This window comes from Kocuria sp. UCD-OTCP, from assembly GCF_000349605.1.
GTDB classification, from domain to species: Bacteria; Actinomycetota; Actinomycetes; order Actinomycetales; family Micrococcaceae; genus Kocuria; species Kocuria rosea.
Window position 1 is genome coordinate 1 of record NZ_AOSQ01000041.1, and the last position, 20,788, is coordinate 20,788.

Annotated in this window: 22 protein-coding genes; 12 read left to right on the plus strand and 10 right to left on the minus strand. The window is 72.0% G+C overall.

Features of this window, described 5'->3' with window-relative positions:
* Nucleotides 1-160: 160 nt before the first annotated feature.
* Together H488_RS31900 and H488_RS31905 are read right to left on the minus strand one after the other, a co-directional pair.
* Nucleotides 161-919: an SDR family oxidoreductase gene (locus H488_RS31900; RefSeq protein WP_017834284.1), complete on the minus strand. Its 759-nt coding sequence runs from the start codon at nucleotides 917-919 to the stop codon at nucleotides 161-163.
* A 45-nt stretch (nucleotides 920-964) separates the two neighbouring features.
* Nucleotides 965-1,693: a beta-ketoacyl-ACP reductase gene (locus H488_RS31905; protein ID WP_017834285.1), complete on the minus strand. Its 729-nt coding sequence runs from the start codon at nucleotides 1,691-1,693 to the stop codon at nucleotides 965-967.
* 176 nt (nucleotides 1,694-1,869) lie between these two features.
* Between H488_RS31905 and H488_RS0118805 the strand changes: the two genes are divergently transcribed.
* From H488_RS0118805 to H488_RS31915, 3 genes are read left to right on the plus strand one after another with little or no spacing between them, the layout of a single operon-like run.
* Nucleotides 1,870-2,364, plus strand: a complete 495-nt coding sequence (locus tag H488_RS0118805) for a DUF3099 domain-containing protein (protein WP_017834286.1) — start codon at nucleotides 1,870-1,872, stop codon at nucleotides 2,362-2,364.
* Between the two features lie 54 nt (nucleotides 2,365-2,418).
* Complete coding sequence (locus H488_RS31910; RefSeq protein WP_017834287.1) at nucleotides 2,419-2,697, plus strand: hypothetical protein; 279 nt, start codon at nucleotides 2,419-2,421, stop codon at nucleotides 2,695-2,697.
* Nucleotides 2,694-3,680 carry an SURF1 family cytochrome oxidase biogenesis protein gene (locus H488_RS31915; protein ID WP_017834288.1) on the plus strand — a complete coding sequence of 329 codons (987 nt, stop codon included), beginning with the start codon at nucleotides 2,694-2,696 and terminating at the stop codon, nucleotides 3,678-3,680. Before H488_RS31910 ends, H488_RS31915 begins: the two co-directional genes overlap by 4 nt.
* A 21-nt stretch (nucleotides 3,681-3,701) precedes the next feature.
* Here H488_RS31915 and abc-f read toward each other — a convergent pair whose 3' ends face one another.
* On the minus strand, nucleotides 3,702-5,300 hold the full coding sequence (abc-f, locus tag H488_RS31920) for a ribosomal protection-like ABC-F family protein (RefSeq protein WP_017834289.1): 1,599 nt from the start codon (nucleotides 5,298-5,300) through the stop codon (nucleotides 3,702-3,704).
* Nucleotides 5,301-5,608: 308 nt separating this feature from the next.
* Here abc-f and H488_RS31925 point away from each other — a divergent pair, with 308 nt between their 5' ends.
* The 9 genes from H488_RS31925 to ypfJ all read left to right on the plus strand — a co-directional run bounded on the left by H488_RS31925 (nucleotide 5,609) and on the right by ypfJ (nucleotide 14,331).
* A complete protein-coding gene (locus H488_RS31925; RefSeq protein WP_017834290.1) occupies nucleotides 5,609-6,577 on the plus strand; it encodes a glucosyl-3-phosphoglycerate synthase in 969 nt (322 codons plus the stop codon).
* Nucleotides 6,574-7,713 (plus strand): glycosyltransferase, encoded by a 1,140-nt coding sequence (locus tag H488_RS31930; protein ID WP_031283427.1) that lies wholly within the window; start codon nucleotides 6,574-6,576, stop codon nucleotides 7,711-7,713. The genes H488_RS31925 and H488_RS31930 overlap by 4 nt, the downstream gene beginning before the upstream one ends.
* A complete protein-coding gene (locus H488_RS31935) occupies nucleotides 7,710-8,726 on the plus strand; it encodes a Gfo/Idh/MocA family protein (RefSeq protein WP_017834292.1) in 1,017 nt (338 codons plus the stop codon). Before H488_RS31930 ends, H488_RS31935 begins: the two co-directional genes overlap by 4 nt.
* A complete protein-coding gene (locus H488_RS31940; RefSeq protein WP_017834293.1) occupies nucleotides 8,723-9,817 on the plus strand; it encodes a zinc-dependent alcohol dehydrogenase in 1,095 nt (364 codons plus the stop codon). Before H488_RS31935 ends, H488_RS31940 begins: the two co-directional genes overlap by 4 nt.
* 130 nt (nucleotides 9,818-9,947) lie before the next feature.
* Nucleotides 9,948-11,396: an AI-2E family transporter gene (locus H488_RS31945; protein WP_017834294.1), complete on the plus strand. Its 1,449-nt coding sequence runs from the start codon at nucleotides 9,948-9,950 to the stop codon at nucleotides 11,394-11,396.
* 10 nt (nucleotides 11,397-11,406) lie between these two features.
* Nucleotides 11,407-12,030, plus strand: a complete 624-nt coding sequence (locus H488_RS31950) for a biotin transporter BioY (protein ID WP_017834295.1) — start codon at nucleotides 11,407-11,409, stop codon at nucleotides 12,028-12,030.
* A 3-nt stretch (nucleotides 12,031-12,033) separates the two neighbouring features.
* The gene (locus tag H488_RS31955; RefSeq protein ID WP_017834296.1) at nucleotides 12,034-12,771 is read left to right on the plus strand and encodes an energy-coupling factor ABC transporter ATP-binding protein; all 738 of its coding nucleotides are present in this window, start codon (nucleotides 12,034-12,036) and stop codon (nucleotides 12,769-12,771) included.
* The gene (locus tag H488_RS31960) at nucleotides 12,768-13,379 is read left to right on the plus strand and encodes an energy-coupling factor transporter transmembrane component T family protein (protein ID WP_017834297.1); all 612 of its coding nucleotides are present in this window, start codon (nucleotides 12,768-12,770) and stop codon (nucleotides 13,377-13,379) included. The genes H488_RS31955 and H488_RS31960 overlap by 4 nt, the downstream gene beginning before the upstream one ends.
* Nucleotides 13,380-13,422: 43 nt before the next feature.
* Complete coding sequence (gene ypfJ, locus H488_RS31965) at nucleotides 13,423-14,331, plus strand: KPN_02809 family neutral zinc metallopeptidase (protein ID WP_031283431.1); 909 nt, start codon at nucleotides 13,423-13,425, stop codon at nucleotides 14,329-14,331.
* 312 nt (nucleotides 14,332-14,643) lie between these two features.
* Here the strand turns inward: ypfJ and H488_RS31970 are convergent, their stop codons facing one another.
* The 7 genes from H488_RS31970 to H488_RS0118815 all read right to left on the minus strand — a co-directional run.
* Nucleotides 14,644-15,333 carry a DUF6994 family protein gene (locus tag H488_RS31970; protein ID WP_017834299.1) on the minus strand — a complete coding sequence of 230 codons (690 nt, stop codon included), beginning with the start codon at nucleotides 15,331-15,333 and terminating at the stop codon, nucleotides 14,644-14,646.
* Between the two features lie 685 nt (nucleotides 15,334-16,018).
* Nucleotides 16,019-16,741 carry an NYN domain-containing protein gene (locus H488_RS31975; protein ID WP_017834300.1) on the minus strand — a complete coding sequence of 241 codons (723 nt, stop codon included), beginning with the start codon at nucleotides 16,739-16,741 and terminating at the stop codon, nucleotides 16,019-16,021.
* 81 nt (nucleotides 16,742-16,822) lie between these two features.
* Nucleotides 16,823-17,614, minus strand: a complete 792-nt coding sequence (locus H488_RS31980; protein WP_017834301.1) for a ZIP family metal transporter — start codon at nucleotides 17,612-17,614, stop codon at nucleotides 16,823-16,825.
* 133 nt (nucleotides 17,615-17,747) lie between these two features.
* Nucleotides 17,748-18,104: a metal-sulfur cluster assembly factor gene (locus H488_RS31985; protein ID WP_017834302.1), complete on the minus strand. Its 357-nt coding sequence runs from the start codon at nucleotides 18,102-18,104 to the stop codon at nucleotides 17,748-17,750.
* 39 nt (nucleotides 18,105-18,143) lie between these two features.
* Nucleotides 18,144-18,905 (minus strand): Fe-S cluster assembly ATPase SufC, encoded by a 762-nt coding sequence (sufC, locus tag H488_RS31990; RefSeq protein ID WP_017834303.1) that lies wholly within the window; start codon nucleotides 18,903-18,905, stop codon nucleotides 18,144-18,146.
* 61 nt (nucleotides 18,906-18,966) lie between these two features.
* Nucleotides 18,967-20,166: a Fe-S cluster assembly protein SufD gene (sufD, locus tag H488_RS31995; RefSeq protein WP_043739415.1), complete on the minus strand. Its 1,200-nt coding sequence runs from the start codon at nucleotides 20,164-20,166 to the stop codon at nucleotides 18,967-18,969.
* A gap of 166 nt (nucleotides 20,167-20,332) precedes the next feature.
* Nucleotides 20,333-20,788: SufD family Fe-S cluster assembly protein (locus H488_RS0118815; protein WP_017834305.1), on the minus strand; the 456-nt coding region annotated here is incomplete at its 5' end.

A 20,788-nucleotide genomic window follows, 5' to 3' on the forward strand; every position in this document is an offset into this window, starting at 1 on the left:
CGTGACTGGAGTTCAGACGTGTGCTCTTCCGATCTCGGCGGGCGGACGGCGTCACATTGCGGACGGTTTCGCGCCGCCGCGGGCTCCGGTGGCGGCAGGGACGACGGCGGGGCGGTCACCCGGGAAGGTGACCGCCCCGCCGTCGTCGGGAGCCGTGGGCCTAGCGGCGACCGGCCTTCGCCAGGAAGTCGTCGGCGCCGCCGACGAGCTCGACGTGCCCGGTGGGGACGTCCGCGGTGACCATGCGGGCGATCTCCTCGGCGAACTCCCGCACGGAGTAGAGCTTGCCGGCGGCCTCGCGGCGCTCCTCGAGCGCCCCCGGACGGGCCCGGTTGAGCAGGGTCGCGGTCACGGTGCCCTCGATCATGTCGCCGGAGACCACCACGAACGTGATGCCCTTCCCGGTCAGCTCCGGGATGCGGGCGGTGAGGGCGTCCTCACCCGCGCGCTTGGACTTGGCGACCTCCACGTACTCCGGCATGGTCTCGACGTCGTTGATGAAGTGCGCCTGGTGGCTGGTCACGAAGACCACGCGCCCGCCCTCGGGCAGGTGCTCCAGCGCGGCGCTGAGGGTGTCGTTCTGCGCGTCCCGATTAAGCTTGAGCGCGTAGTCCTCACCGAGGTCCGTCTCCATGCCGCCGGAGGCGTTGAGCACGAGCACGTCCACCCCGCCGAAGGCCTCCACGGCGCGGGCGAACAGGTTGCGGACGTCCTCGGGCTCGGTCATGTCCGCCTGGACGGCGATGGCCTTCCCGCCGGCCGCCTCGATCTCCTTGACGACCTTGTTGGCGCGGGGCGCCTTCTGCCGGTAGTTGACGACCACGTTGGCGCCCTCCCCGGCCAGCAGCTTCGCGGTGTCGGCGCCGACGCCGCGCGAGGACCCGGTGACGACGGCGGTCTTGCCTGCAAGTGAACTCATGGTGCTCCTTCGGTGGAACGTGCGGGGATCAGGGGGCGGCGGGGCTCAGTGGCCCATGCCGAGGCCGCCGTCCACGGGGATGACGGCGCCGGAGATGTACTTCGCCTCGTCGGAGGCGATCCAGCGCACGACGGCGGCGACCTCCTCCGGCTCGGCGAACCGGCCGGCCGGGATCGAGGCGAGGTAGTTCTTCTGGGTGTCCTCCGGCAGCGCCGCGGTCATCTCCGTGTTGATGAACCCGGGGGCGACGACGTTGGCGGTCACGTTGCGCCCGCCCAGCTCCCGGGTGATCGACCGGGCGATGCCGACCAGGCCGGCCTTGGACGCGGCGTAGTTGACCTGCCCGGGCGAGCCGTAGAGCCCGACCACGGAGGAGATGAGGACCACGCGCCCGCGCTTGAGGCGCATGAACCCCTTGGCGGCGCGCTGCACCACGCGGAACGCGCCGGTGAGGTTGGTGTCCACGACGTCCTGGAAGTCCTGCTCCTTCATCCGCAGCAGCAGGGTGTCCCGGGTGATCCCGGCGTTGGCCACGACCACCTCGACCGGGCCGAACTCGGCCTCGACGGCCTTGTACGCGGCGTCGATCGACGCGGAGTCGGTGACGTCGGCCTGCACCGCGAAGAAGCCCTCGGGCGCCTCGCCGGAGCGGTAGGTGACGGCCACGTTGTCCCCGGCGTCCTGGAACGCCTGGGCGATGGCCCGTCCGATCCCGCGGTTGCCGCCGGTCACGAGGACGGTGCGGGGGGCCGGGCTGCGCTGCTCGTCTGCCATGGGGAGGGGGCCTTTCGGTCGTGGGTCGCGGGTGCGCGGCACGCCGGTCGGCGCCGGCCCGCGGGGAAATCCCCCCAATCGTACCGGTCGCCGCGGGCGACCGGACGGCAGCCCCGGAGGACCGCCTTCTCGATGTCGGACCCCGGTGAGATACTCGATCGTCTGTTGGGAGGACCATGAGCAAGCGCTATCTCACGACCGGCGAGGCCGCCGGCCAGGACGACGTCCACTCGATCACCGCCACCGCGGAGCCGCACACGCAGGACATGGGCCACCGGATGAAGGTCTACAGCATCCAGATGGGCCTGCGCATCGTGTGCCTCATCGTGTTCGTCGCGGTCGACAACATCTGGGTGCGCGGCGTCGCGATCCTGGGCGTGGCCGTGCTGCCGTGGATGGCGGTGCTGCTGGCCAACAGCAACGACCGCTCCGCCCGGACGAGCCAGTACTACGAGCCGCCCGCCGCGCCGGCGCTGGCCGCCGCCCCCGAGCCGCGGCCGCCGGCCGCGCCCCTGGCGATCGACTTCGTGCTCGAGGGCGAGTTCGTCGCCGGGCACCGCGAGGACGACCCCGCCCCGGCGGGCCGCGGGCGCACGGCCGCTCCCAGCGGGGACCCGGCTTCCTCCGCTACTGTCGAGGACGACACCACCCGGCGCCGCGGAGCGGCCTGAGCCCGCTTCGGGCCGTTCCGGGACCCGCCGAAGACCCTGAGGAGCACGACCGCCGTGGAGTTCGACCTGCTCGGATCGCTGTCCCCACGAGGCGCCGACGCTCCCCCGGCCGGGCCCGACACCCCGCAGTGCTCCCGCAAGGGCTGCCGGGCGGACGCCGCGTGGCAGATCCGCTGGAACAACCCGCGCATCCACGCCCCGGAGCGCCGCAAGACGTGGCTGGCGTGCCCCGAGCACCGCGAGGACCTCGAGCAGTTCCTCGGCGCGCGCGGCTTCTGGAAGGACACCGTCCCCCTCGCCGGCGCCGGCCCCGCGCAGGAGGGCCGGGGATGAACGACTACCGTTTCCTGCTCAGCGGCAAGTGGCTCGGCTTCTTCCTCCTCGCCTGCGCCGCCGCCGTGGTCTCGGTGTACCTGGGCGGCTGGCAGATGGACCGCAACGACCACCTGATCGGCGAGAACACCAAGATCACACAGAACTACCGCGCCGAGCCCCTGACCGGTGCGGCCGCCGCCGGGCAGTTCGCCGCCCACGACGAGCGCCTCACCTGGCACCCCGTCGAGCTCACGGGCGAGTACCTGCCCGAGGACCAGGTGCTGGTCCGCAACAGGCCGCAGGACGGGCGCGTCGGCTACGAGGTCCTCGTCCCGTTCCGCACGCAGGACGGGGACGTGGTGGTCCTCGACCGCGGCTGGATCCCCACGGGTGAGGCGGCCAACGGGATGCCGGACGAGGTGCCGGCCCCGCCCGCCGGCCGGGTCACGGTCACCGCCCGGCTCCAGCCCGCGGAGCCGGCCGTCAGCCGCGGCGCCCCCGAGGGCCAGATCGCCTCGATCGATCTCGAGGAGCTGCGCGAGCGCTGGGACCGGCCGATCGGGACGGCGGCCTACGGCGAGGTCTTCGCCGAGGACCCGGCCCCCGCGGCCGCCCCCGCGCCGGCCCCGGAGCCGGAGATCGACTCCGGGCCGCACCTGTCCTACTCGTTGCAGTGGTACGCGTTCGCGGCGCTGTTCTTCGTGGCCTGGGGCTACGCCGCCCGCCAGCAGGCCCGCAACGACACCTGGGACCGCCAGTTCGCCCAGGAGATGGAGCGCCGGCTGGCACGGTTCTACGACGAGGACGGCAACTACATCGGCGAGGGCGACGAGGAGCTCGTCGCCCGCCAGCTCGAGATGGCCGACGACATGCCGGCCCACCTCCGGTCGCTCATGCGCCCCCGGCCGCAGCGCCGGCGCTCCGGCCCCACGTGGGAGGACGAGGAGGACGCGATGCTGGACGCCCTGGAGCGCGAGCACACCTCCGCCGCCCGCGACTGACGTCGCAAGGGGCGCCCGCCGTCAGGCGAGGGAGATGAGGTCCTGGTACTCCTGGCTCCACAGGTCCTCGGTGCCGTCGGGCAGGATCACCACGCGCTCGGGGTCCAGCGCCTCGACCGCGCCCTCGTCGTGGGAGACGAGCACGACCGCGCCCTCGTAGGTGCGCAGCGCGTTGAGGATCTCCCGGCGGGAGGCCGGGTCCAGGTTGTTGGTCGGCTCGTCGAGCAGCAGCACGTTGGCGGAGGAGGCCACGAGGGTCGCCAGCGCCAGGCGGGTCTTCTCGCCGCCGGAGAGCACCCCGGCCGGCTTGGACACGTCGTCGCCCTGGAACAGGAACGAGCCCAGGACGTTGCGGACCTCCGTGTCGGCGAGGTCCGGGGCGGCGGAGCGCATGTTCTCCAGCACCGTCCGGTCCGGGTCCAGGGTGTCGTGCTCCTGGGCGAAGTAGCCGAGCTTGAGGCCGTGCCCCGGGACCACCTCACCGGTGTCCGGCTGGGCCTCGCCCGCCAGCATCCGCAGCAGCGTGGTCTTGCCGGCGCCGTTGAACCCGAGGATGACCACCCGGGAGCCCCGGTCGATGGCCAGGTCCACGTCGTTGAAGATCTCGAGCGAGCCGTAGGACTTGGACAGGTCCCGGGCGGTCAGCGGGGTCTTGCCGCAGTCGGCGGGCTTCGGGAAGCGGATGTTCGCGACCTTGTCCGCCTGGCGCTCGCCCTCGAGGCCGTTCATGAGCCGCTCGGCGCGCTTGATCATCTGCTGGGCGGCCACGGCCTTGCTGGCCTTGGCGCGCATCTTGTTGGCCTGGTCCATCAGCGCGGTGGCCTTCTTCTCCGCGTTGGCGTACTCGCGCTTGCGGCGGTGGGCGTCCTGCTCGCGCTGCAGCAGGTAGTTCTTCCAGCCCATGTTGTACAGGTCGATGACGCAGCGGTTGGCGTCCAGGTACAGGACCTTGTTGACCACCATCTCCATCAGCTCCACGTCGTGGCTGATCACCAGCAGCCCGCCCTGGAAGTTCTTCAGGAAGTCCCGCAGCCACACCACGGAGTCGGCGTCCAGGTGGTTGGTGGGCTCGTCGAGGAGCATGATGTCGGCGTCCGAGAACAGGATGCGGGCGAGCTCCACGCGACGGCGCTGCCCGCCGGAGAGGGTGCGCAGCGGCTGGTCGAGGATCCGCTCGGGCAGGTCCAGGTTGGACGTGATCGTCGCGGCCTCGGACTCCGCGGCGTAGCCGCCGCCGGCGAGGAACTCCGACTCGAGCCGGTCGTAGCCGCGCATGGCCTTGCTGCGCACGGCGTCGTCCTCGGAGGCCATGTCCTGCTCCGCCTGGCGCAGGCGGGCGACGACGCCCGCGAGGTTGCGGGCGGAGAGGATGCGGTCCCGGGCCAGCTGCTCCATGTCCTCGACCTTGGGGTCCTGCGGGAGGTAGCCGATGGCCCCGGTGCGCGTGACCGTCCCGCCCGCGGGCAGGGTCTCCCCGGCGAGGACCTTGGTCATCGTGGTCTTGCCGGCGCCGTTGCGCCCGACCAGGCCGATCTTGTCCCCCTTGTCCACCCGGAAGTTGACCTCGTCCATGAGCAGCCGCGCACCGGCACGCAGTTCGAGGTTCTGGACAGTGATCACGGAGGAGACCTTTCGGGAGGCAGTGGTGAGGAGTGGGTGCCCTGACCGGGCAACCTGTCCATTCTACCGGTCCCCGTTCCGCGGCGGCACCCCGCGCAGCGGGCCGGGTCCGCGTTCTTGCTCACGTGCCGGACGGGCGCCTTCTCCGGGGCATCTTCTGCGCGGCCCGGGCCCGGAGGCTGACACATTCGCCCGACACAATCGCCCGACTCCGGGCGGACTCTTCTCGGCGGGGCCGTCGCTGGGTAGTGTCCGACGTCAATTGGTCAGTCTCCTTCCAGTATTTCTCATCGTCGGAAGCGGGCAGCATGCGACAGGACGTCCAGCAGTGGTTCACCACCCGCAGCTACCACGGCAGCCAGTGGTCCGCCGAGCAGCTCTGCCGCCGGAAGCGCGGCAGCACGGTCAGCGTGGTGCTCCCGGCCCGCAACGAGGCCGAGACCGTGGGCGCGATCGTCACCGCGCTGCGGCGCACGCTCATGGAGGACGTGGCGCTGATCGACGAGCTCGTCGTCATCGACTCCGACTCGACGGACGGCACGGGGGCGGTCGCCGCGGCGGCCGGGGCCCGGGTCCACCGGCAGGCCGACATCCTGCCCGCCCACGGCAACGTCCCCGGCAAGGGCGAGGCGCTGTGGAAGTCCCTGGCCGTGACCACCGGGGACGTGCTCGCGTTCGTGGACTCGGACCTGCGGGAGTTCGACCCGCAGTTCGCCGTGGGGCTGCTGGGGCCGCTGCTGACCGAGCCGGGGGTGCAGTTCGTCAAGAGCTGCTACGACCGCCCGCTGCACGACGGCGCCACGGTGATGCCGGCGGGCGGTGGGCGCGTCACCGAGCTCGTGGCCCGCCCGCTGCTGAACCTGTTCTGGCCGCAGCTGGCGGGGCTGGTCCAGCCGCTGGCCGGGGAGTACGCGGGACGCCGGAGCCTGCTCGAACGGGTGCCCTTCGTCTCCGGGTACGGGGTGGAGATCGCGATGCTCATCGACGTGCTGGAGGCCGTGGGCCTGGACGCGATGGCCCAGGTGGACCTGGGTGTCCGGTCCCACCGGAACTCCTCCGACGCCGCCCTGGCCCGCATGGCCGCCCAGATCCAGCTGACGGTCCAGGCGCGGCTGCGCTGCGACTCCCCCGTCGCCGACGAGAGCGGGCGCCTCACGCAGTTCCTGCGCCAGGGGGAGCGCTTCCTCGCCGAGGTCCACGACGTCAGCGTCCGCGAGCGCCCGCCCATGGTGCAGGTGCCCGAGTACCGGGCGCAGCCGGCCGGCCGCGTCGCATGAGCGCGCTGCGGGTGCTCGTCAACGCGGGCCCCTGGCTGCCCGTGCCCCCGTCCGGCTACGGCGGGATCGAGACGGTGGTCGCCACCCTGGTGCCGGAGCTCCGGCGCGCCGGCGTGCACGTCACGCTCGCCACAGTGGGCCCCAGCACGCTCGAGGCCGACGACCACCTGCGCCCCCTGCCCGAGCCCGCGTTCCGCTCCATCGCGATGCCCTACAACCGGGTCTCGGGCATCGCCCACGCGCACATGCAGGGCCTCGTGGACGCGCTGCGGGGACCGCGGCGGTGGGACCTCGTGCACGACCACCTGGAGGTCGTGGGACCGTCCGTGCTGGGCGCGATGGGCACGGCGGCCCCACCGGTGCTGCAGACCCTGCACTGGGACCTGCGCAAGCACCCCGAGTTCTACTCGGCGTTCGACGGACGGGGCCGGGTCCGGTTCGCGGCGGTCTCCGCGTCCCAGCTCGAGCGGGCGCCGGCCAACCTGCGGCGGCAGACGCTGGGGGTGGTGCCGCTGGCCGCGCCCCCGGGGCTGCCCGTGGACGCGCCCCGGGGCGAGCACGCGCTGGTGCTGGCCCGGATCACCGCCGACAAGGGCCAGGACACCGCAGCCCGCGTCTGCCGGCGGGCGGGGATCCCGCTGGTGCTGGCCGGGCCCGTGGCCGGCATCGACGACCCCGAGGAGCTGGAGCGGCGCCTCGCCGACGGCGACGAGGCGCTGCGCTCCCACCCCGACGTCCGGTACTGGCTCGAGGCGGTCCGGCCCCTGGTCGACGGGACGTCGGTGGCCTGGGTGGGCGGGGTGGCGGGCGAGCGCAAGGAGCGCCTGCTGCGCTCGGCCCGCGCCCTGCTGACGCCCAACCGCTGGGCCGAACCCGGGGCCACCGGTGTCGTCGAGGCGCTGTCCCGGGGGGTGCCCGTCGTGGGGACCCCCCTGGGGGTGCTGCCCTCCCTGGTGGAGCACGGCCGCACCGGGTTCCTGGCCGCGGCGGAGGACGACCTGGTCGAGCACCTGCGGGACCTGGACAGCATCGACCCGCAGACCTGCCGGGACGCCGCCGAGCAGTGGACGCCGGCGGGCATGGCCCGGCGCTACCTGGACCTGTACCACCGGCTCCTGGAGGAGAACCCGACATGACGCTGCGCATCACCCTGGTCGGGGCGGGATCCGTGGCCCGTCGCCACGTCGACGTGCTGCACGGGCTCGGCGGGGCGCGCGTGGTCGGGGTGACGGACGCGCACCTGCCCGCCGCCACCGCCCTGGCCGCTGAACTCGACGTCCCCGCGTTCACCGACCCCGCGCAGGCCCTCGACGCCGTGGCGGCCGACGCCGTCTACGTCTGCGTGCCGCCGTTCGCCCACGGGCCCGCCGAGCTCGCCGCGCTGGAGCGCGGCAAGGCGCTGTTCGTGGAGAAGCCCGTGGGACTGGGCCTGGACGTCGCCGAGCAGATCGGCGCCCGGGTCGAGGAGAGCGGGGTGGTCACGGGCACCGGCTACCACTGGCGCTGCCTCGACACCGCCGTGCTGGCCCGGGAGCTCCTCGCCGAGGCGCCCCCGCTGCTGGCCAACGGCTACTGGCTGGACAAGCGACCGCCCGTGCCGTGGTGGGGGCGGACGGACCGCTCGGGCGGCCAGGTCGTGGAGCAGCTCACCCACGTGCTGGACACCGCCCGCTTCCTGCTGGGCGAGGCCGTCGAGGTGTACGCCGCAGGGATCCGCAGGGCCCCGGACGGGGCCCCGCAGGACTACGGCGACGTCGACGACGCCACCGCCGCGACCGTGCGCTTCCGCTCCGGGGCCGTCGCCACGCTCGCCGCGACGTCGGCGCTCGCGGTCAAGCACCGCGCCGCCCTGCACACCGTGAGCCGCGGGCTCTACCTGGAGCTCTCGGAGCAGGGCCTCACCGCCTACGCCGCGCGGGACCGCTCCGAGCACACCCCCGCCGAGGACCCGAGGGTGACCGTCGACCGGGAGTTCCTCGAGGCGGTGCGCGGCGAGCGCGAGTCCACCCGCGCACCCTACGGCGAGGCGCTGCGCACCCACCGGCTCGCGTGCGCGATCGCCGACTCGGCGCGCACCGGGCGGCCCGTCGCCCTGGCGGACCCGGACCGCGTGGGACCGGACCGCGCAGGACCGGCGGGTGAGCCGTGAGAGCGCGCCGCAACCTCGTCGTCCCCGCCCGGCACCGGATCGAGATCGTGGAGGAGGAGCTGCCCGCGGTCCCGGACGGCGGCGTGCTGCTGGAGACCCTCGCCACAGGGCTGTCCGCGGGCACGGAGCTGGCCTTCGTCAAGGGAGACCACCCGGGGCTGCACTCCCGGCACGACACCGAGCTCGGGCTGTTCCGGCCCGGTGCCGCGGAGCAGGGCTACCCGGTGCGCCGCCTGGGCTACATGGAGGTCGCCCGGGTGGCGAGCTCCCGCACGCCGGCGTTCCGGGCCGGCGACGTGCTCGCCACGGCCTACGGCCACGCCACCGCCCACGTCGCCGACCCGCTCACCGAGCACCTGGTGCCGCTGCCGGAGACGCTGGACCCCCTGCTCGGCGTGTTCGTCGCCCACTTCGGCCCCATCTGCGCCAACGGGCTGCTGCACGCCGCGGCGGACGCGGGACCGGTCCGCGGGCTCGGCGACGGGGTCGCCGGGCGGCTCGTGCTGGTCACGGGCGCGGGCCCGGTGGGTCTCATGACGGCCCTGTTCGCCCGCGCCCTCGGCGCGCGCGAGGTCGCCGTCGCCGACGCCGACCCTCGACGGCGGGCGCTCGCCGAGCGGCTGGGCTTCTTCCCCCTGGACCTCGCCGACGACCCCGGCCGGGTGCTCAAGACCCGCTGGCGGCACGGGCCGGGAGACCACGGCGCGGACCTCGTGTTCCAGTGCCGCGGCAAGCCCGAGGCCCTGCACGCGGCGCTGCGCGCGGTCCGGCCGCAGGGCAGCGTCATCGACCTGGCGTTCTACACCGCGGGCGCGGACGCGGTGCGGCTGGGCGAGGAGTTCCACCACAACGGGCTGAGCCTGCGCTGCGCACAGATCGGCCGGGTCCCCCGCGGTTTCGCCCACACCTGGGACCGGCAGCGGCTGTCCGCGGAGACCATCCGCCTGCTGGCCGCCCACGGCGGCGAGATCCGCGAGCACCTGATCAGCGACGTCGTGCCCTTCGACGAGGCTCCCGCGCTGATGCAGGACGTGGTCGTGCGGCGCCGGCACGTGCTCACCGCGGTCTTCGTCGTCGACGACCCCCGCTGAGCCCTCCGGCCCACGCGCGCGGGCACCGTTGGACAGCCCTCCACAGTCGCCTTAGTGTTGGCTCGATCGCCGTCGTCCCGTCCGCGGTGCCCGTCTTCCCTTCGCCACCCACGCCCCGAGGAGCGCCCGCATGGGAAATCCCCCACGCCCCGAGCAGCACAGCACGTCGTCCGGAGGCTCGAGTGCGGCGCCGCTGCACGCCGAGCGCGTCCTCGGCGGTCAGGCCGACCCCGGCACCAGCGCGGCCCCCGCCACGGGCCCCGGGGTCGAGCCCGCCGGCTTCGAGGAGGCCACCCAGGCCCTCGCCCCCGCCGTCAGCCCCTGGGCGGACTCCCTCGGCCGGGCCGGTTCCCGCGCCGCCCAGACCCTGCTCGTCGCCGCCGTGGTGGTCGGGCTGATCTGGATCCTGCTGCAGGTCAAGGTCGTGCTCATCGCCGTGCTCGTCGCGCTCATCCTGGCCTCCGCCGTGGGACCGGTCGTGAAGTGGCTCGAGCGCAAGGGCTGGTCCAACCTGCTGGCCACCCTCGCCGCCTTCCTCGGGATCCTGGCACTCGTCGGCGGGGTGCTCACCGGCATCGTGCTCGCCGTGCGCAGCGAGTGGGACACGCTCACCGCCTCGGCGGTGGAGGGCTGGGAGGAGCTGCAGCGCCTCGTGCAGTCCGGACCGATCCCCGTCGACACGGCCGCCATCGACTCCGCCGTCCAGCAGGCCGGGGACTTCGTCACCAGCGGCTCCTTCGCGGGCGGCGCCCTCAGCGGCCTGGGCGCCGCCACCGAGTTCGTGACCGGCCTGGTGCTGATGATCGTGGTGCTCTTCTTCTGCCTCAAGGACGGCGAGAAGATGTGGAACTTCACGCTGCGCTGGTTCCGCGGCGAGCGCCGGGCCAAGCTCGCGGAGTCCGTGGACCGCAGCGCGCAGGTGCTCGGCGGCTACGTCCGCGGAACGGCGTTCGTGGCGGCGGTGGACGCCGTGCTCATCGGGGGCGCGCTGCTCGTCCTGGGCGTCCCCCTGGCGATCCCCCTCGCGGTCCTCGTGTTCGTCACCGCGTTCATCCCGGTGGTCGGCGCCACCATCGCGGGCATCATCGCCGCCCTGGTCGCCCTGGTCACCAACGGGCCGGTCATCGCCCTCGCGGTGGTCGTGGTGATCGTCGCGGTGAACCAGATCGAGGGCAACATCCTGCAGCCCATCATCATGGGCCGCACCCTCAGCCTGCACGCCCTCATGGTGCTGCTCGCCCTGACCGTCGGCACGCTGGTCGGCGGCATCTTCGGCGCCATCCTGGCCGTGCCGTACACCGCCGTGGCGTGGGCCGTCATCCAGGTCTGGTCCAACCGCTACCAGGTCGGCGACGACCCGGTGCTCGGCCCGGACCCGGTGAACCCGAAGGACCGCGTCGAGGCCAAGGCCACCATGGCCGAGCGCTGGAAGTACCAGCGGATGCGCTACCAGCAGGCCCTGGGCGGACGCTTCGGGGCCACGGAGCGCGACGCCGTCCGGCAGCGCGACGACGCCGACGGCGCGGGGCCCGCGCAGGACGAGGACACCGGTTCCGCTCCGGGGGCCCGCAAGCCCTAGTCTGGGTGCCATGACCAACGTCGAGCGCCGCCGCACCATCACCGCCGAGGACCTCGCGAACATCGCCGTGTTCGCCGCCCTCACGGCCGCCCTGTCCGTGCTCCCCGGGATCCCCCTGGGCGCGGCGGGGGTGCCGCTGACCCTGCAGACCCTCGCCGTGTTCCTGACCGGCCTGGTCCTGGGCGGCACCCGCGGGCTCCTGGCCGTGGCGCTGTACGTCCTGGTGGGCCTGATCGGCGTGCCGGTGTTCGCGGGCTTCCGCGGCGGCTTCGGCGTGCTCGCCGGGCCCTCGGCGGGCTACATCCTGGCCTTCCCGTTCGCCGCGGCCGCGGCCGGCTACGTGGCCCAGTGGCTGATCCCGGCCCGCCGGGCCAACGACGGCGGCGCCACCAACGCCCGCTACGAGCGCACCGGCACCTACACCCTGCGGCTGGTGGCCGCGGCCCTGGCCGGTTTCGTGGTGATCCGGATCGGCGGCATCCTCGGCCTGGTGGTCAACGCGCGCCTGCCCTTCCAGGACGCGTTCCTCGCCGACCTCGTATTCTGGCCCGGCGACCTGCTCAAGGTGGTGCTCGCGGCGGTCATCGCCGTGGGCGTGCACAAGGCGTTCCCCCGGATCGCGGGCACGCGCTGAGCCGTGCCCGGATCCCCCGGGGCCGCGGCCCTCGTGTGCTCCCGCGTGACCGTCACGGTGCCCACCGCCTCGGGTGAGCTGACCCTACTGCGCGACCTCGACGTGAGCCTGGGCGAGCGGCGGGTGGCCGTGCTCGGGCTCAACGGATCCGGGAAGTCCACGCTCCTGCGGCTGTTCAACGGCCTCGTCCGCCCGTCCTCGGGCACGGTCACGGTGCACGGCACCGACGTGACCCGGGACGTGCGCGCGGCCCGGCGTCGGGTGGGCTTCGTGTTCACCGACCCCCTCTCCCAGCTGGTGATGCCGACCCCGGTCGAGGACGTCGAGCTGTCCCTGCGCGGGGCCGGCGTGCCCCGGGCCCGACGACGGACCGCCGCCCTCGAGCTGCTCGAGCGCGCGGGCATCGGCCACCGGGCCGAGCACAGCATCTACGACCTCTCCGGTGGGGAGCGCCAGCTGGCGGCGTTCGCCGCGGTGCTCGCCGTGGAGCCCGAGGTGCTCGTCCTCGACGAGCCCACCACCCTCCTCGACCTGCGCAACCGGGGGCGGCTCATGGGGCTGCTCGACGGGCTCCCGCACCAGCTGCTGATCTCCACGCACGACCTCGGCCTGGCCGCGACCGCCCCGCGCGTCCTGGTCCTGCACGAGGGCGCCCTGGTCGCGGACGGTCCGCCCGAGGAGGTCGTCCCCGCCTACGAACGGTGGTGCGCGCACGGCTTCCCCGGGGAGGCGCGCCCGTGAGCCGGGGCCCGGACCTCTTCGGCAGCTACTCCCCCGGCACCGGCCCCCTGCACCGCGCCCCGCTCCGGGTCAAGGGGCTCGGCATCGTCGCCGTGACCCTGGCCGTGGTGCTCTCGCCCTCGTGGCCGGTCCCCGCCGCGCTCACTCTGCTCCTGCTCGTCGCGGGCTCCGCCGCGGGCATCGGCGCTTGCGAATGGTGGCGGGGACTCGCCCCCGCCCTGCCCGTGCTGGTCCTGCTGGCCGTCTACCACGTCCTGACCTCGGGACCGGCCATGGCCGCCGACGTGGTGCTGACGATCGTCGTCCTCCTCGTGCTCACCCGGGTCCTGATGCACACCACGCCCCTGCCGGAGCTCCTCGACGGCGTCGTGTGGCTGTGCTCGCCGGTGCGGCTGGTCGGGGCGGACCCCGAGCGCATCGGCCTGGCGATCTCCCTGATGCTGCGCTCGATCCCCTTCATCGTGGGCGCCGTGGGCGAGCTCCGGGACGCCGTGCGAGCCCGTGGGCTGCGCCCGAACCCCGTGCGACTGGTGACCCCGGCGGTGATCTCCGCCGTCGCCTACGCCCAGCGGACCGGTGAGGCCCTCGCCGCCCGCGGCTTCGACTGAGCGCCGGCACCCGCGCCACCATCAGACGGCTTACACTTCAGCCATGAGTTTCGACAACAGCTCCCAGCTGGACGCCTCCCGCGTCGGCAGCGGCGGCGGGCGAGGACGCGGGATCGCCGTGGGCGGTGGACTGGGCGGCGGACTGCTGCTGCTCGTCGTGGGGCTGCTCTTCGGCCAGGACGGCATCGACGCGATCACCGGCGGGGGCGGCCAGGACACCGGGTCGCAGACCTCCGTGGAGCAGGAGCGGGCGGAGCGGTGCCGGACCGGTGAGGACGCCAACCGGTACACCGACTGCCGGATGATCGCCACCGCGCAGAGCCTCGACCAGTTCTGGGAGGACTACCTGCCGCAGGCCACGGGCGAGCAGTACGTGATGCCCGGCGTGGAGCTGTTCGAGGGCCAGACCAACACGGGGTGCGGCGCGGCGTCGTCGGCCGTGGGCCCGTTCTACTGCCCCGCGGACGAGACCGCCTACCTCGACATCGCGTTCTTCGACGAGCTGCAGACCCAGTTCGGCGCCGAGGGCGGCCCGCTGGCCGAGGAGTACGTGCTCGCCCACGAGTTCGGCCACCACATCCAGAACCAGATCGGCACCCTCGGCTACGCCCAGCAGGACCCGCAGGGCCCCGAGTCCGGCGCCGTGCGCGTGGAGCTGCAGGCCGACTGCCTCGCCGGGCTGTGGGCCGGCGGCGCCGCCGGGGACACGTCAGGGGCCGTGGACCTGGGCGACATCTCCCAGGAGGAGCTCGACCAGGCCCTCGACGCCGCCTCCGCGATCGGCGACGACCGGATCCAGGAGACCACCCAGGGACGGGTCAGCCCCGAGAACTTCACCCACGGCGCCTCCGCCCAGCGTCAGCTGTGGTTCTACGCGGGCTACCGCACCGGCGACATCAACGCCTGCGACACCTTCAGCGCCCGCGACCTGAACGCCCCGCCGGCCCTCTGACACCCGGCCGTCACGCCACCTAGGACACCGAGTCCCCACTCCGGCGCCGCCCGGGGCGCCGACTCCCCACAGTGATCGCAAACCCCCAATCCGATGGTGGGGACATGCGAGCTCTGTGGGGACTCGGCACTGGTCGAACCGCGGATGGCGGTACACCTGACTCGGCTTGCCGAGCTGGTCGCGCGCCATCGACTCTTTCCATGTTGGCCTGGCTTGCCCAAATGCTACGACTTCAAATTGCAGGGCTTCGGCGGCGAGAGGGGCTCGTTCCGCCGCAGGGACCGGACCGCTCGGTGTTCACGTGTTGCGCCTCTAGGGTTGTGCGTCGATCCTGCGGTTACGGGAGGTGATGAAATCGTTGCTGAGCCGCAGATAATTGAGGTATTCGTCAGCGTTTTTCGGTACGGCCGGGGTGCGGAAGTCCTCGAACCGGTGGAAGAACCGGATAGTTTCGCCGTCCTCCTCGACGAGGTCCTGAAGCAGGAAGAATTCGACGTACCCGGAGAAGTCCTCGAACAGGGCGAAGAAATCTGCATACCTGTGCAGGACATCTGCGAGGGGGCTCGGCTCACGGAGGTAGTGACGCCGAATGCACTCCAAGGTCAGGTCGAAGCGGTCGGCGATCTTGCCATTGAATCCACGCGCACCATTGATGTTCTGCTTTCCACCGATTCTGATACCCGGGAACACCAGGGTGCTTCCGGCTGTGTAGCCGCGCCACTCAGGCAGCTCGTTGTCCGGGATGTCGCGCAGGACGCGGGACGCCCGTTTCCGCAGCCGGGTGGTGATGGCGTCGCTGGAAAGACGAAAGACCCCCAAAGGGGATCGGTGCGCGAGGTAAGAGCGGGGTTCAGGTGCCAGGTCGAAGCGTGCGCCGGAGGGCAGCTCCTTGCTCCACAGCAGTTGGTGATGCTTGCGAAGGGTGGAGCTGAAGGAGTCAGGATCCTTGCCGGCCGGAGTGTCTGAGTGGTAGTCGAAGGACGTATCGACGCCTGCGGTCATGTGGTACCCCCATTCGATGCAAATGCACGGTTAAGGGTCACAGTAGTGGCATGGGGCCTACATCAATAGCAACCTGCGCGGCCACGCGGACCCGTCCTCAACACGGAAATCCGAAGCCTTGTCGACGCCGGACGAATACTGAGCAGATGCGACAGCGTCTGTCTCGCTTGGTCGCAACACCATCGGCTTGGTTTTGGGGCGCTTACGGTGGGTAGACGACTAGCGGGGTTCCTAAAGCTGGTGGCACGGACGTGCCGCGTTCAGCGACGGACTTTTGGCCTCTCCCATGGCGGAGTCTGCATCCCCGGCTTGGATGTCAGATGCCAGCACCGGCACGAACTGCAGAAGTACGCCCCTTTGGGGCCATCGAGGCCGCGATTTGCGTAACCGCGGGCTATTGCCTTCATCGCAACCACAGCAGTCCGACGGCTGGCGTAATGGATCTTCGAGCATTCCGACATGACGATTCCTCGACTTGTCGCACTCGGCGGGCTCATATCCTGCCCGGTACGCGGTTCACGCTTAACAGCGATCGGCCACAAAGGAACCTGAAGGCTCCACTTGTCAATCACAATAGCAAAACAAGCGCGCCTGTGCCGCCGACCACACGCCGCATATGGATTTCATCTGGTGGACGGTGTCTTAAGGAGTAGCGAGATTGCCGAGGTGGGTGCACCGTCGTCGGTCAGCGGCGGCGGCTGTCCCGCACCTGGACGCCCGGGTTCTGCCGGCGGACGTCGAAGAGACCGGTGGCCTCGATGAGGTCGCTGAGCTTGCGGTACCCGTAGTTGCGGGAGTCGAAGGACGCCTGGTTGCCGATCTGCTGGCCGACGGCGCCGAGGTGCGCCCACCCGTCGTCGCCGCTGGCGGCGTCCACCGCGCTCCGCAGCATCCTGACCAGCCGGGCGTCCCCGCGCAGCGCCTGCTGCGGCGCGGCCGCCGGCGCCTCCCCGGGCTTCTCCTCGGCGGGCTCCCCCAGGCTCTCCACGTAGGTGAACTGCGAGCAGGCGTTGATGAACGGCTCCGGCGTCTGCCGCTGGCCGAAGCCGTAGACCTTGTGCCCGTCGGTGAGGATCCGCATCACCAGCGGGGTGAAGTCGGCGTCGCTGGAGACGATCGCGAAGCCGTCGACCGATCCGGCGTAGAGGAGGTCCATGGCGTCGATCACCATGGCCATGTCCGAGGCGTTCTTGCCGGTGCTGTAGGCGAACTGCTGGATCGGCCGGATCGCGTACGCGTGCAGCACCGCCTCCCACTGCTGCAGGTGCGGGCTCTTCCAGTTGCCGTAGGCGCGCCGGACGTTCGCGGCGCCGTGGCGGGCCACCTCGGCGAGGACCACGTCGATCTTGGCCGCCGGTGCGTTGTCGGCGTCGATGAGCAGGGCGATGCGCTTTTCGTCGGTGTTCACGCGTCGACTCTGCCACGGACCGGGCCCGAGCGCTCCACGGGGCGCGCGGCGTGACGCCCCCCGGGGAGCGCCGAGCGGTGCTCAGGCCAGGGACAGGGCGAAGGACAGCGCGAAGCCCGCGGCCGTGCTCAGGGCCACCGCCGGCCCGCCGTGCTCGTAGGCCTCAGGCATCAGGGTGTCGGCCAGGGACGCGATCACCGCGCCGGCGGCGAAGGCGAGCGGCAGGGAGATGGTCTCGGGGTCGCTGCCGGCCAGCGGACCGGCGCCGACCAGCACGGCCGCCACCAGGAGCACGGCGCAGACCGACCAGAGCAGGACGGCCTTGCCGCGGGACATGCCCTGCTCGCGCATGGATGCCGCGCCGACCAGGGACTCGGGCAGGTTGGACACGAAGATCGCCGCGAGCAGGGCCAGCCCGCCCGTGCCCTCGGTGAGCGAGACGCCCAGCGCCACGTTCTCCGGCACGCCGTCCAGGGTGACGGCGGCCAGCAGGGCCAGCCCCGCGGCGCCGCCGGTGGAGGCGGCCGTCGGCGCCTTCTCGTCCGCGGCGGCGTCGGTGTCCAGCTTGACGCTGCCCTGCTGCTGCTCCGCGTCCGCGGCGGCGGGTCCCGGCTGCGCCCAGCGGTCCAGGAGGGCGCTGAGCGCCGTGAAGACCACGGCGCCGGCGAAGAGACCGATCACAGCGAGCCAGATTCCGCCCCGCTCGTAGGCGTCCTCGAACAGCTCGAAGGCCAGCGCGGTGATCAGCGCGCCCGCGGCGAAGGACAGCAGGATGGCGAGGAGGCGTTTGGGGAGCTCGAAGCGCACGCCGACCAGCGCCCCGATGACGAGCGCGCTCGAGGCGACGATCCCGAAGAGCAGGCTCTGGCCCATGACGGCAGTGTAGGAGCGCGCGGCGTCGGCGCACCCACAATTCGCAAGGTTACTTATCGAACGGGGCGCGGCACGACGACGCCCCGCCCACCTCCTGCGAGGTGGGCGGGGCAGCGTCGGTGCGGAGGAGGACTCAGATGTTGAAGCCCAGGGCCCGCATCTGGTCGCGGCCGTCCTCGGTGATCCGGTCGGGACCCCACGGCGGCATCCAGACCCAGTTGACGCGCCACTCGTCCACCATGGGGTCGAGGTTCTGCGCGCACTGCTCCTCGATGACGTCCTGCAGCGGGCACGCGGCCGTGGTCAGGGTCATGTCGAGGACCAGGGCGCCGTCCTCGGCCCACTTGGAGCCGTAGAGCAGGCCCAGGTCCACGATGTTGACGCCGAGCTCGGGGTCGATGACGTTCTTGAGCGCCTCCTCGACCTCCTCGGTGGAGGGCCGGCCCGCGGTCGCGGGGTCGGCGGTGGTCTCAGCAGGGGTGTCGGCCATCGCTGGCCTCCTTTCGAAAGCTGGTGGAGTCGGAGCCGCTTACTTGGCGGGGGCCAGGTAGCGGTCGTAGCCCTCGTTCTCGAGCCGCTCGGCGAGCTCGGGACCGCCCTCGTCCACCACGCGGCCGTCGTGGAACACGTGCACGAACTGCGGCTTGATGTAGCGCAGGATGCGGGTGTAGTGGGTGATGAGCATGACGCCCATGTCGTTGGTCTCCAGGGCGCGGTTGACGCCCTCGGAGACGACCTTGAGCGCGTCCACGTCGAGCCCGGAGTCGGTCTCGTCCAGCAGGGCGATCTTCGGCTTGAGCAGCTCGAGCTGGAGGATCTCGTGGCGCTTCTTCTCGCCGCCGGAGAAGCCCTCGTTGACGTTGCGCTGGATCATGTCGGGGCTGATCTTCAGCTGCTCCATGGCGGCCTTGACGTCCTTGGTCCACGTGCGCAGCGAGGGGGCCTCGCCGTCGATCGCGGTCTTGGCCGTGCGCAGGAAGTTGGAGGTCGTCACGCCGGGGATCTCCACCGGGTACTGCATGGCCAGGAAGAGCCCGGCGCGGGCGCGCTCGTCCACGGACATCTCCAGGACGTTCTGGCCGTCGAGGAGGACCTCACCGGAGTCGACGACGTACTTGGGGTGCCCGGCGATGGTGGAGGCCAGCGTGGACTTGCCGGAGCCGTTGGGGCCCATGATCGCGTGGACCTCACCGGAGGTGATGGTCAGGTTCACGCCCTTGAGGATCGGCTTGGTGGTCTCGTCGTCGAGCACGACGGACGCGTGCAGGTCCTTGATCTCGAGAGTTGCCATGGATGGTTCTCCTGTGGTCGAAAAAGTCTGGGGTCGGAAGGGTGCGTGCGGGCGCGGTGGATCAGTAGTTCGCGGAGGCGAGCTCGTCCTGGACGGACCCGCGCAGCCGCTCCTCGATGTCCGGGACACCGATCTGCTGGATGATCTCGAAGAGGAACCCGCGGACCACGAGCCGGCGCGCCTCGTCCTCGGGGATGCCCCGGGACATGAGGTAGTACAGGTGCTCGTCGTCCAGCTGGCCCGTGGTAGAGGCGTGGCCCGCACCGGTGATGAGGCCGGTCTCGATCTCCAGGTTCGGCACGGAGTCCATCCGCGGGCCGTCGTTGAGGATCAGGTTCCGGTTGAGCTCGTAGGTGTCGGTGGCCTCCGCGGTGGCGCGGATGAGGACGTCGCCGATCCACACGCCGTGCGCGTTCTCGCCCTGCAGCGCGGACTTGTAGGTCACCCGCGAGGTGCAGTGCGGCTGGGAGTGGTCCACGAACAGCCGGGACTCCAGGTGCTGGCCGGCGTCCACGAAAGTCAGCCCGTACATCTCCACGGAGCCGCCCGGGGCGTCGAAGCGGGTGGACGGGGTGACCCGCACGAGGTCGCCGCCGAGGCTGACGAGCACGTGCTTGAAGGTCGCGGACCGGCCGAGGCGCGCCTGCTGGGAGGAGGCGTGCACGGCGTCGTCGTCCCACTCCTGGAGGGTCACCACGGTGAGGTTCGCGGAGTCGGCGACCCGGAACTCGACGTTCTGCGAGAGCACGGCGCTGCCGTGGTGGCGCAGGACCACGAGGGCCTTGGAGAAGGGCTGGGCGTCGATCACGAGGTGCTGGGCCGCCGGGGTGGCGTCCGAGCCGTGGATGTCCACGAGCACGGGCGCGGCGACCTCGGTCTCCTGCGGCACGGTGAGCACCGTGGCCTCGGTGACGCTGCTCCACGCGTTGGCGGAGACGCGGTCCTCGGGGATCCCGGCGCTGCCGATGCGGGCGTCGTCCCGGCCCACGGTCTCGACGCGCACGGCGTCCGAGTCCACGGTCACCGCGGGCGCGGGGCCGGTCAGGGCGTCGGCGTGCAGCCCCTTGAGGCGCTTGAGCGGGGTGAACCGGAAGTCCTCCTCCCGGCCGGTGAGCTTCGGGAAGTCGGCGACGTCGTAGGACGTGCGCCGCCCGGCCCGCGAGGAGTCGGGCACGCCGGAGATGTCGCCGTGGGCGGTGTGCCGCACCAGGGTGTCGTTCTCGACCTTGTCGCGGGCCAGCCGCTCCCCCTCCAGGTCCATGCCCGGGATGGCGACGCGCCCCTCCCCGGTGCGGACCCCGTCGACCTTCTCGCCCAGGTTGCCGTAGGCGTCCTTGGCCGCGCCGACGGCCTTGTCGGCCACCGCGGTGGCCGCGGAGGCGGCGGCCTCCGTGGCGTTGCGAATCGTTTCGTTCAGCTTGGACATGTCAGCCAACGGATCCTTCCATCTGCAGTTCGATGAGGCGGTTGAGTTCGAGCGCGTACTCCATGGGCAGCTCGCGGGCGATCGGCTCCACGAACCCGCGCACGATCATCGCCATGGCCTCGTCCTCGGCCATCCCGCGCTGCATGAGGTAGAACAGCTGCTCCTCGGAGACGCGCGAGACGGTCGCCTCGTGGCCCATGGTGACGTCGTCCTCGCGGATGTCGACGTACGGGTACGTGTCGGAGCGGGAGATCGTGTCCACCAGCAGGGCGTCGCAGACCACGTTGGACCTCGAGCCGTGGGCGCCCTCGCGCACCTGCACGAGACCGCGGTAGGCGGCGCGGCCGCCGTTGCGGGCCACGGACTTCGAGACGATCGACGACGACGTGTTCGGGGCGATGTGCACCATCTTGGACCCGGTGTCCTGGTGCTGCCCCTCGCCGGCGAACGCGATCGA

Excerpts from the sequence above, each read along its gene's own strand:
- H488_RS31915 (WP_017834288.1), top strand. The coding sequence starts at position 2,694 with ATGAACGACTACCGTTTCCTGCTCAGCGGCAAGTGGCTCGGCTTCTTC.
- H488_RS31970 (WP_017834299.1), bottom strand. The coding sequence starts at position 15,333 with ATGACCGCAGGCGTCGATACGTCCTTCGACTACCACTCAGACACTCCG.
- H488_RS31925 (WP_017834290.1), top strand. The coding sequence starts at position 5,609 with ATGCGACAGGACGTCCAGCAGTGGTTCACCACCCGCAGCTACCACGGC.
- sufD (WP_043739415.1), bottom strand. The coding sequence starts at position 20,166 with ATGGACCTGGAGGGGGAGCGGCTGGCCCGCGACAAGGTCGAGAACGAC.
- H488_RS31935 (WP_017834292.1), top strand. The coding sequence starts at position 7,710 with ATGACGCTGCGCATCACCCTGGTCGGGGCGGGATCCGTGGCCCGTCGC.
- H488_RS31945 (WP_017834294.1), top strand. The coding sequence starts at position 9,948 with ATGGGAAATCCCCCACGCCCCGAGCAGCACAGCACGTCGTCCGGAGGC.
- ypfJ (WP_031283431.1), top strand. The coding sequence starts at position 13,423 with ATGAGTTTCGACAACAGCTCCCAGCTGGACGCCTCCCGCGTCGGCAGC.
- H488_RS31930 (WP_031283427.1), top strand. The coding sequence starts at position 6,574 with ATGAGCGCGCTGCGGGTGCTCGTCAACGCGGGCCCCTGGCTGCCCGTG.
- H488_RS0118805 (WP_017834286.1), top strand. The coding sequence starts at position 1,870 with ATGAGCAAGCGCTATCTCACGACCGGCGAGGCCGCCGGCCAGGACGAC.
- H488_RS31985 (WP_017834302.1), bottom strand. The coding sequence starts at position 18,104 with ATGGCCGACACCCCTGCTGAGACCACCGCCGACCCCGCGACCGCGGGC.
- H488_RS31980 (WP_017834301.1), bottom strand. The coding sequence starts at position 17,614 with ATGGGCCAGAGCCTGCTCTTCGGGATCGTCGCCTCGAGCGCGCTCGTC.
- sufC (WP_017834303.1), bottom strand. The coding sequence starts at position 18,905 with ATGGCAACTCTCGAGATCAAGGACCTGCACGCGTCCGTCGTGCTCGAC.
- H488_RS31905 (WP_017834285.1), bottom strand. The coding sequence starts at position 1,693 with ATGGCAGACGAGCAGCGCAGCCCGGCCCCCCGCACCGTCCTCGTGACC.
- H488_RS31950 (WP_017834295.1), top strand. The coding sequence starts at position 11,407 with ATGACCAACGTCGAGCGCCGCCGCACCATCACCGCCGAGGACCTCGCG.
- H488_RS31900 (WP_017834284.1), bottom strand. The coding sequence starts at position 919 with ATGAGTTCACTTGCAGGCAAGACCGCCGTCGTCACCGGGTCCTCGCGC.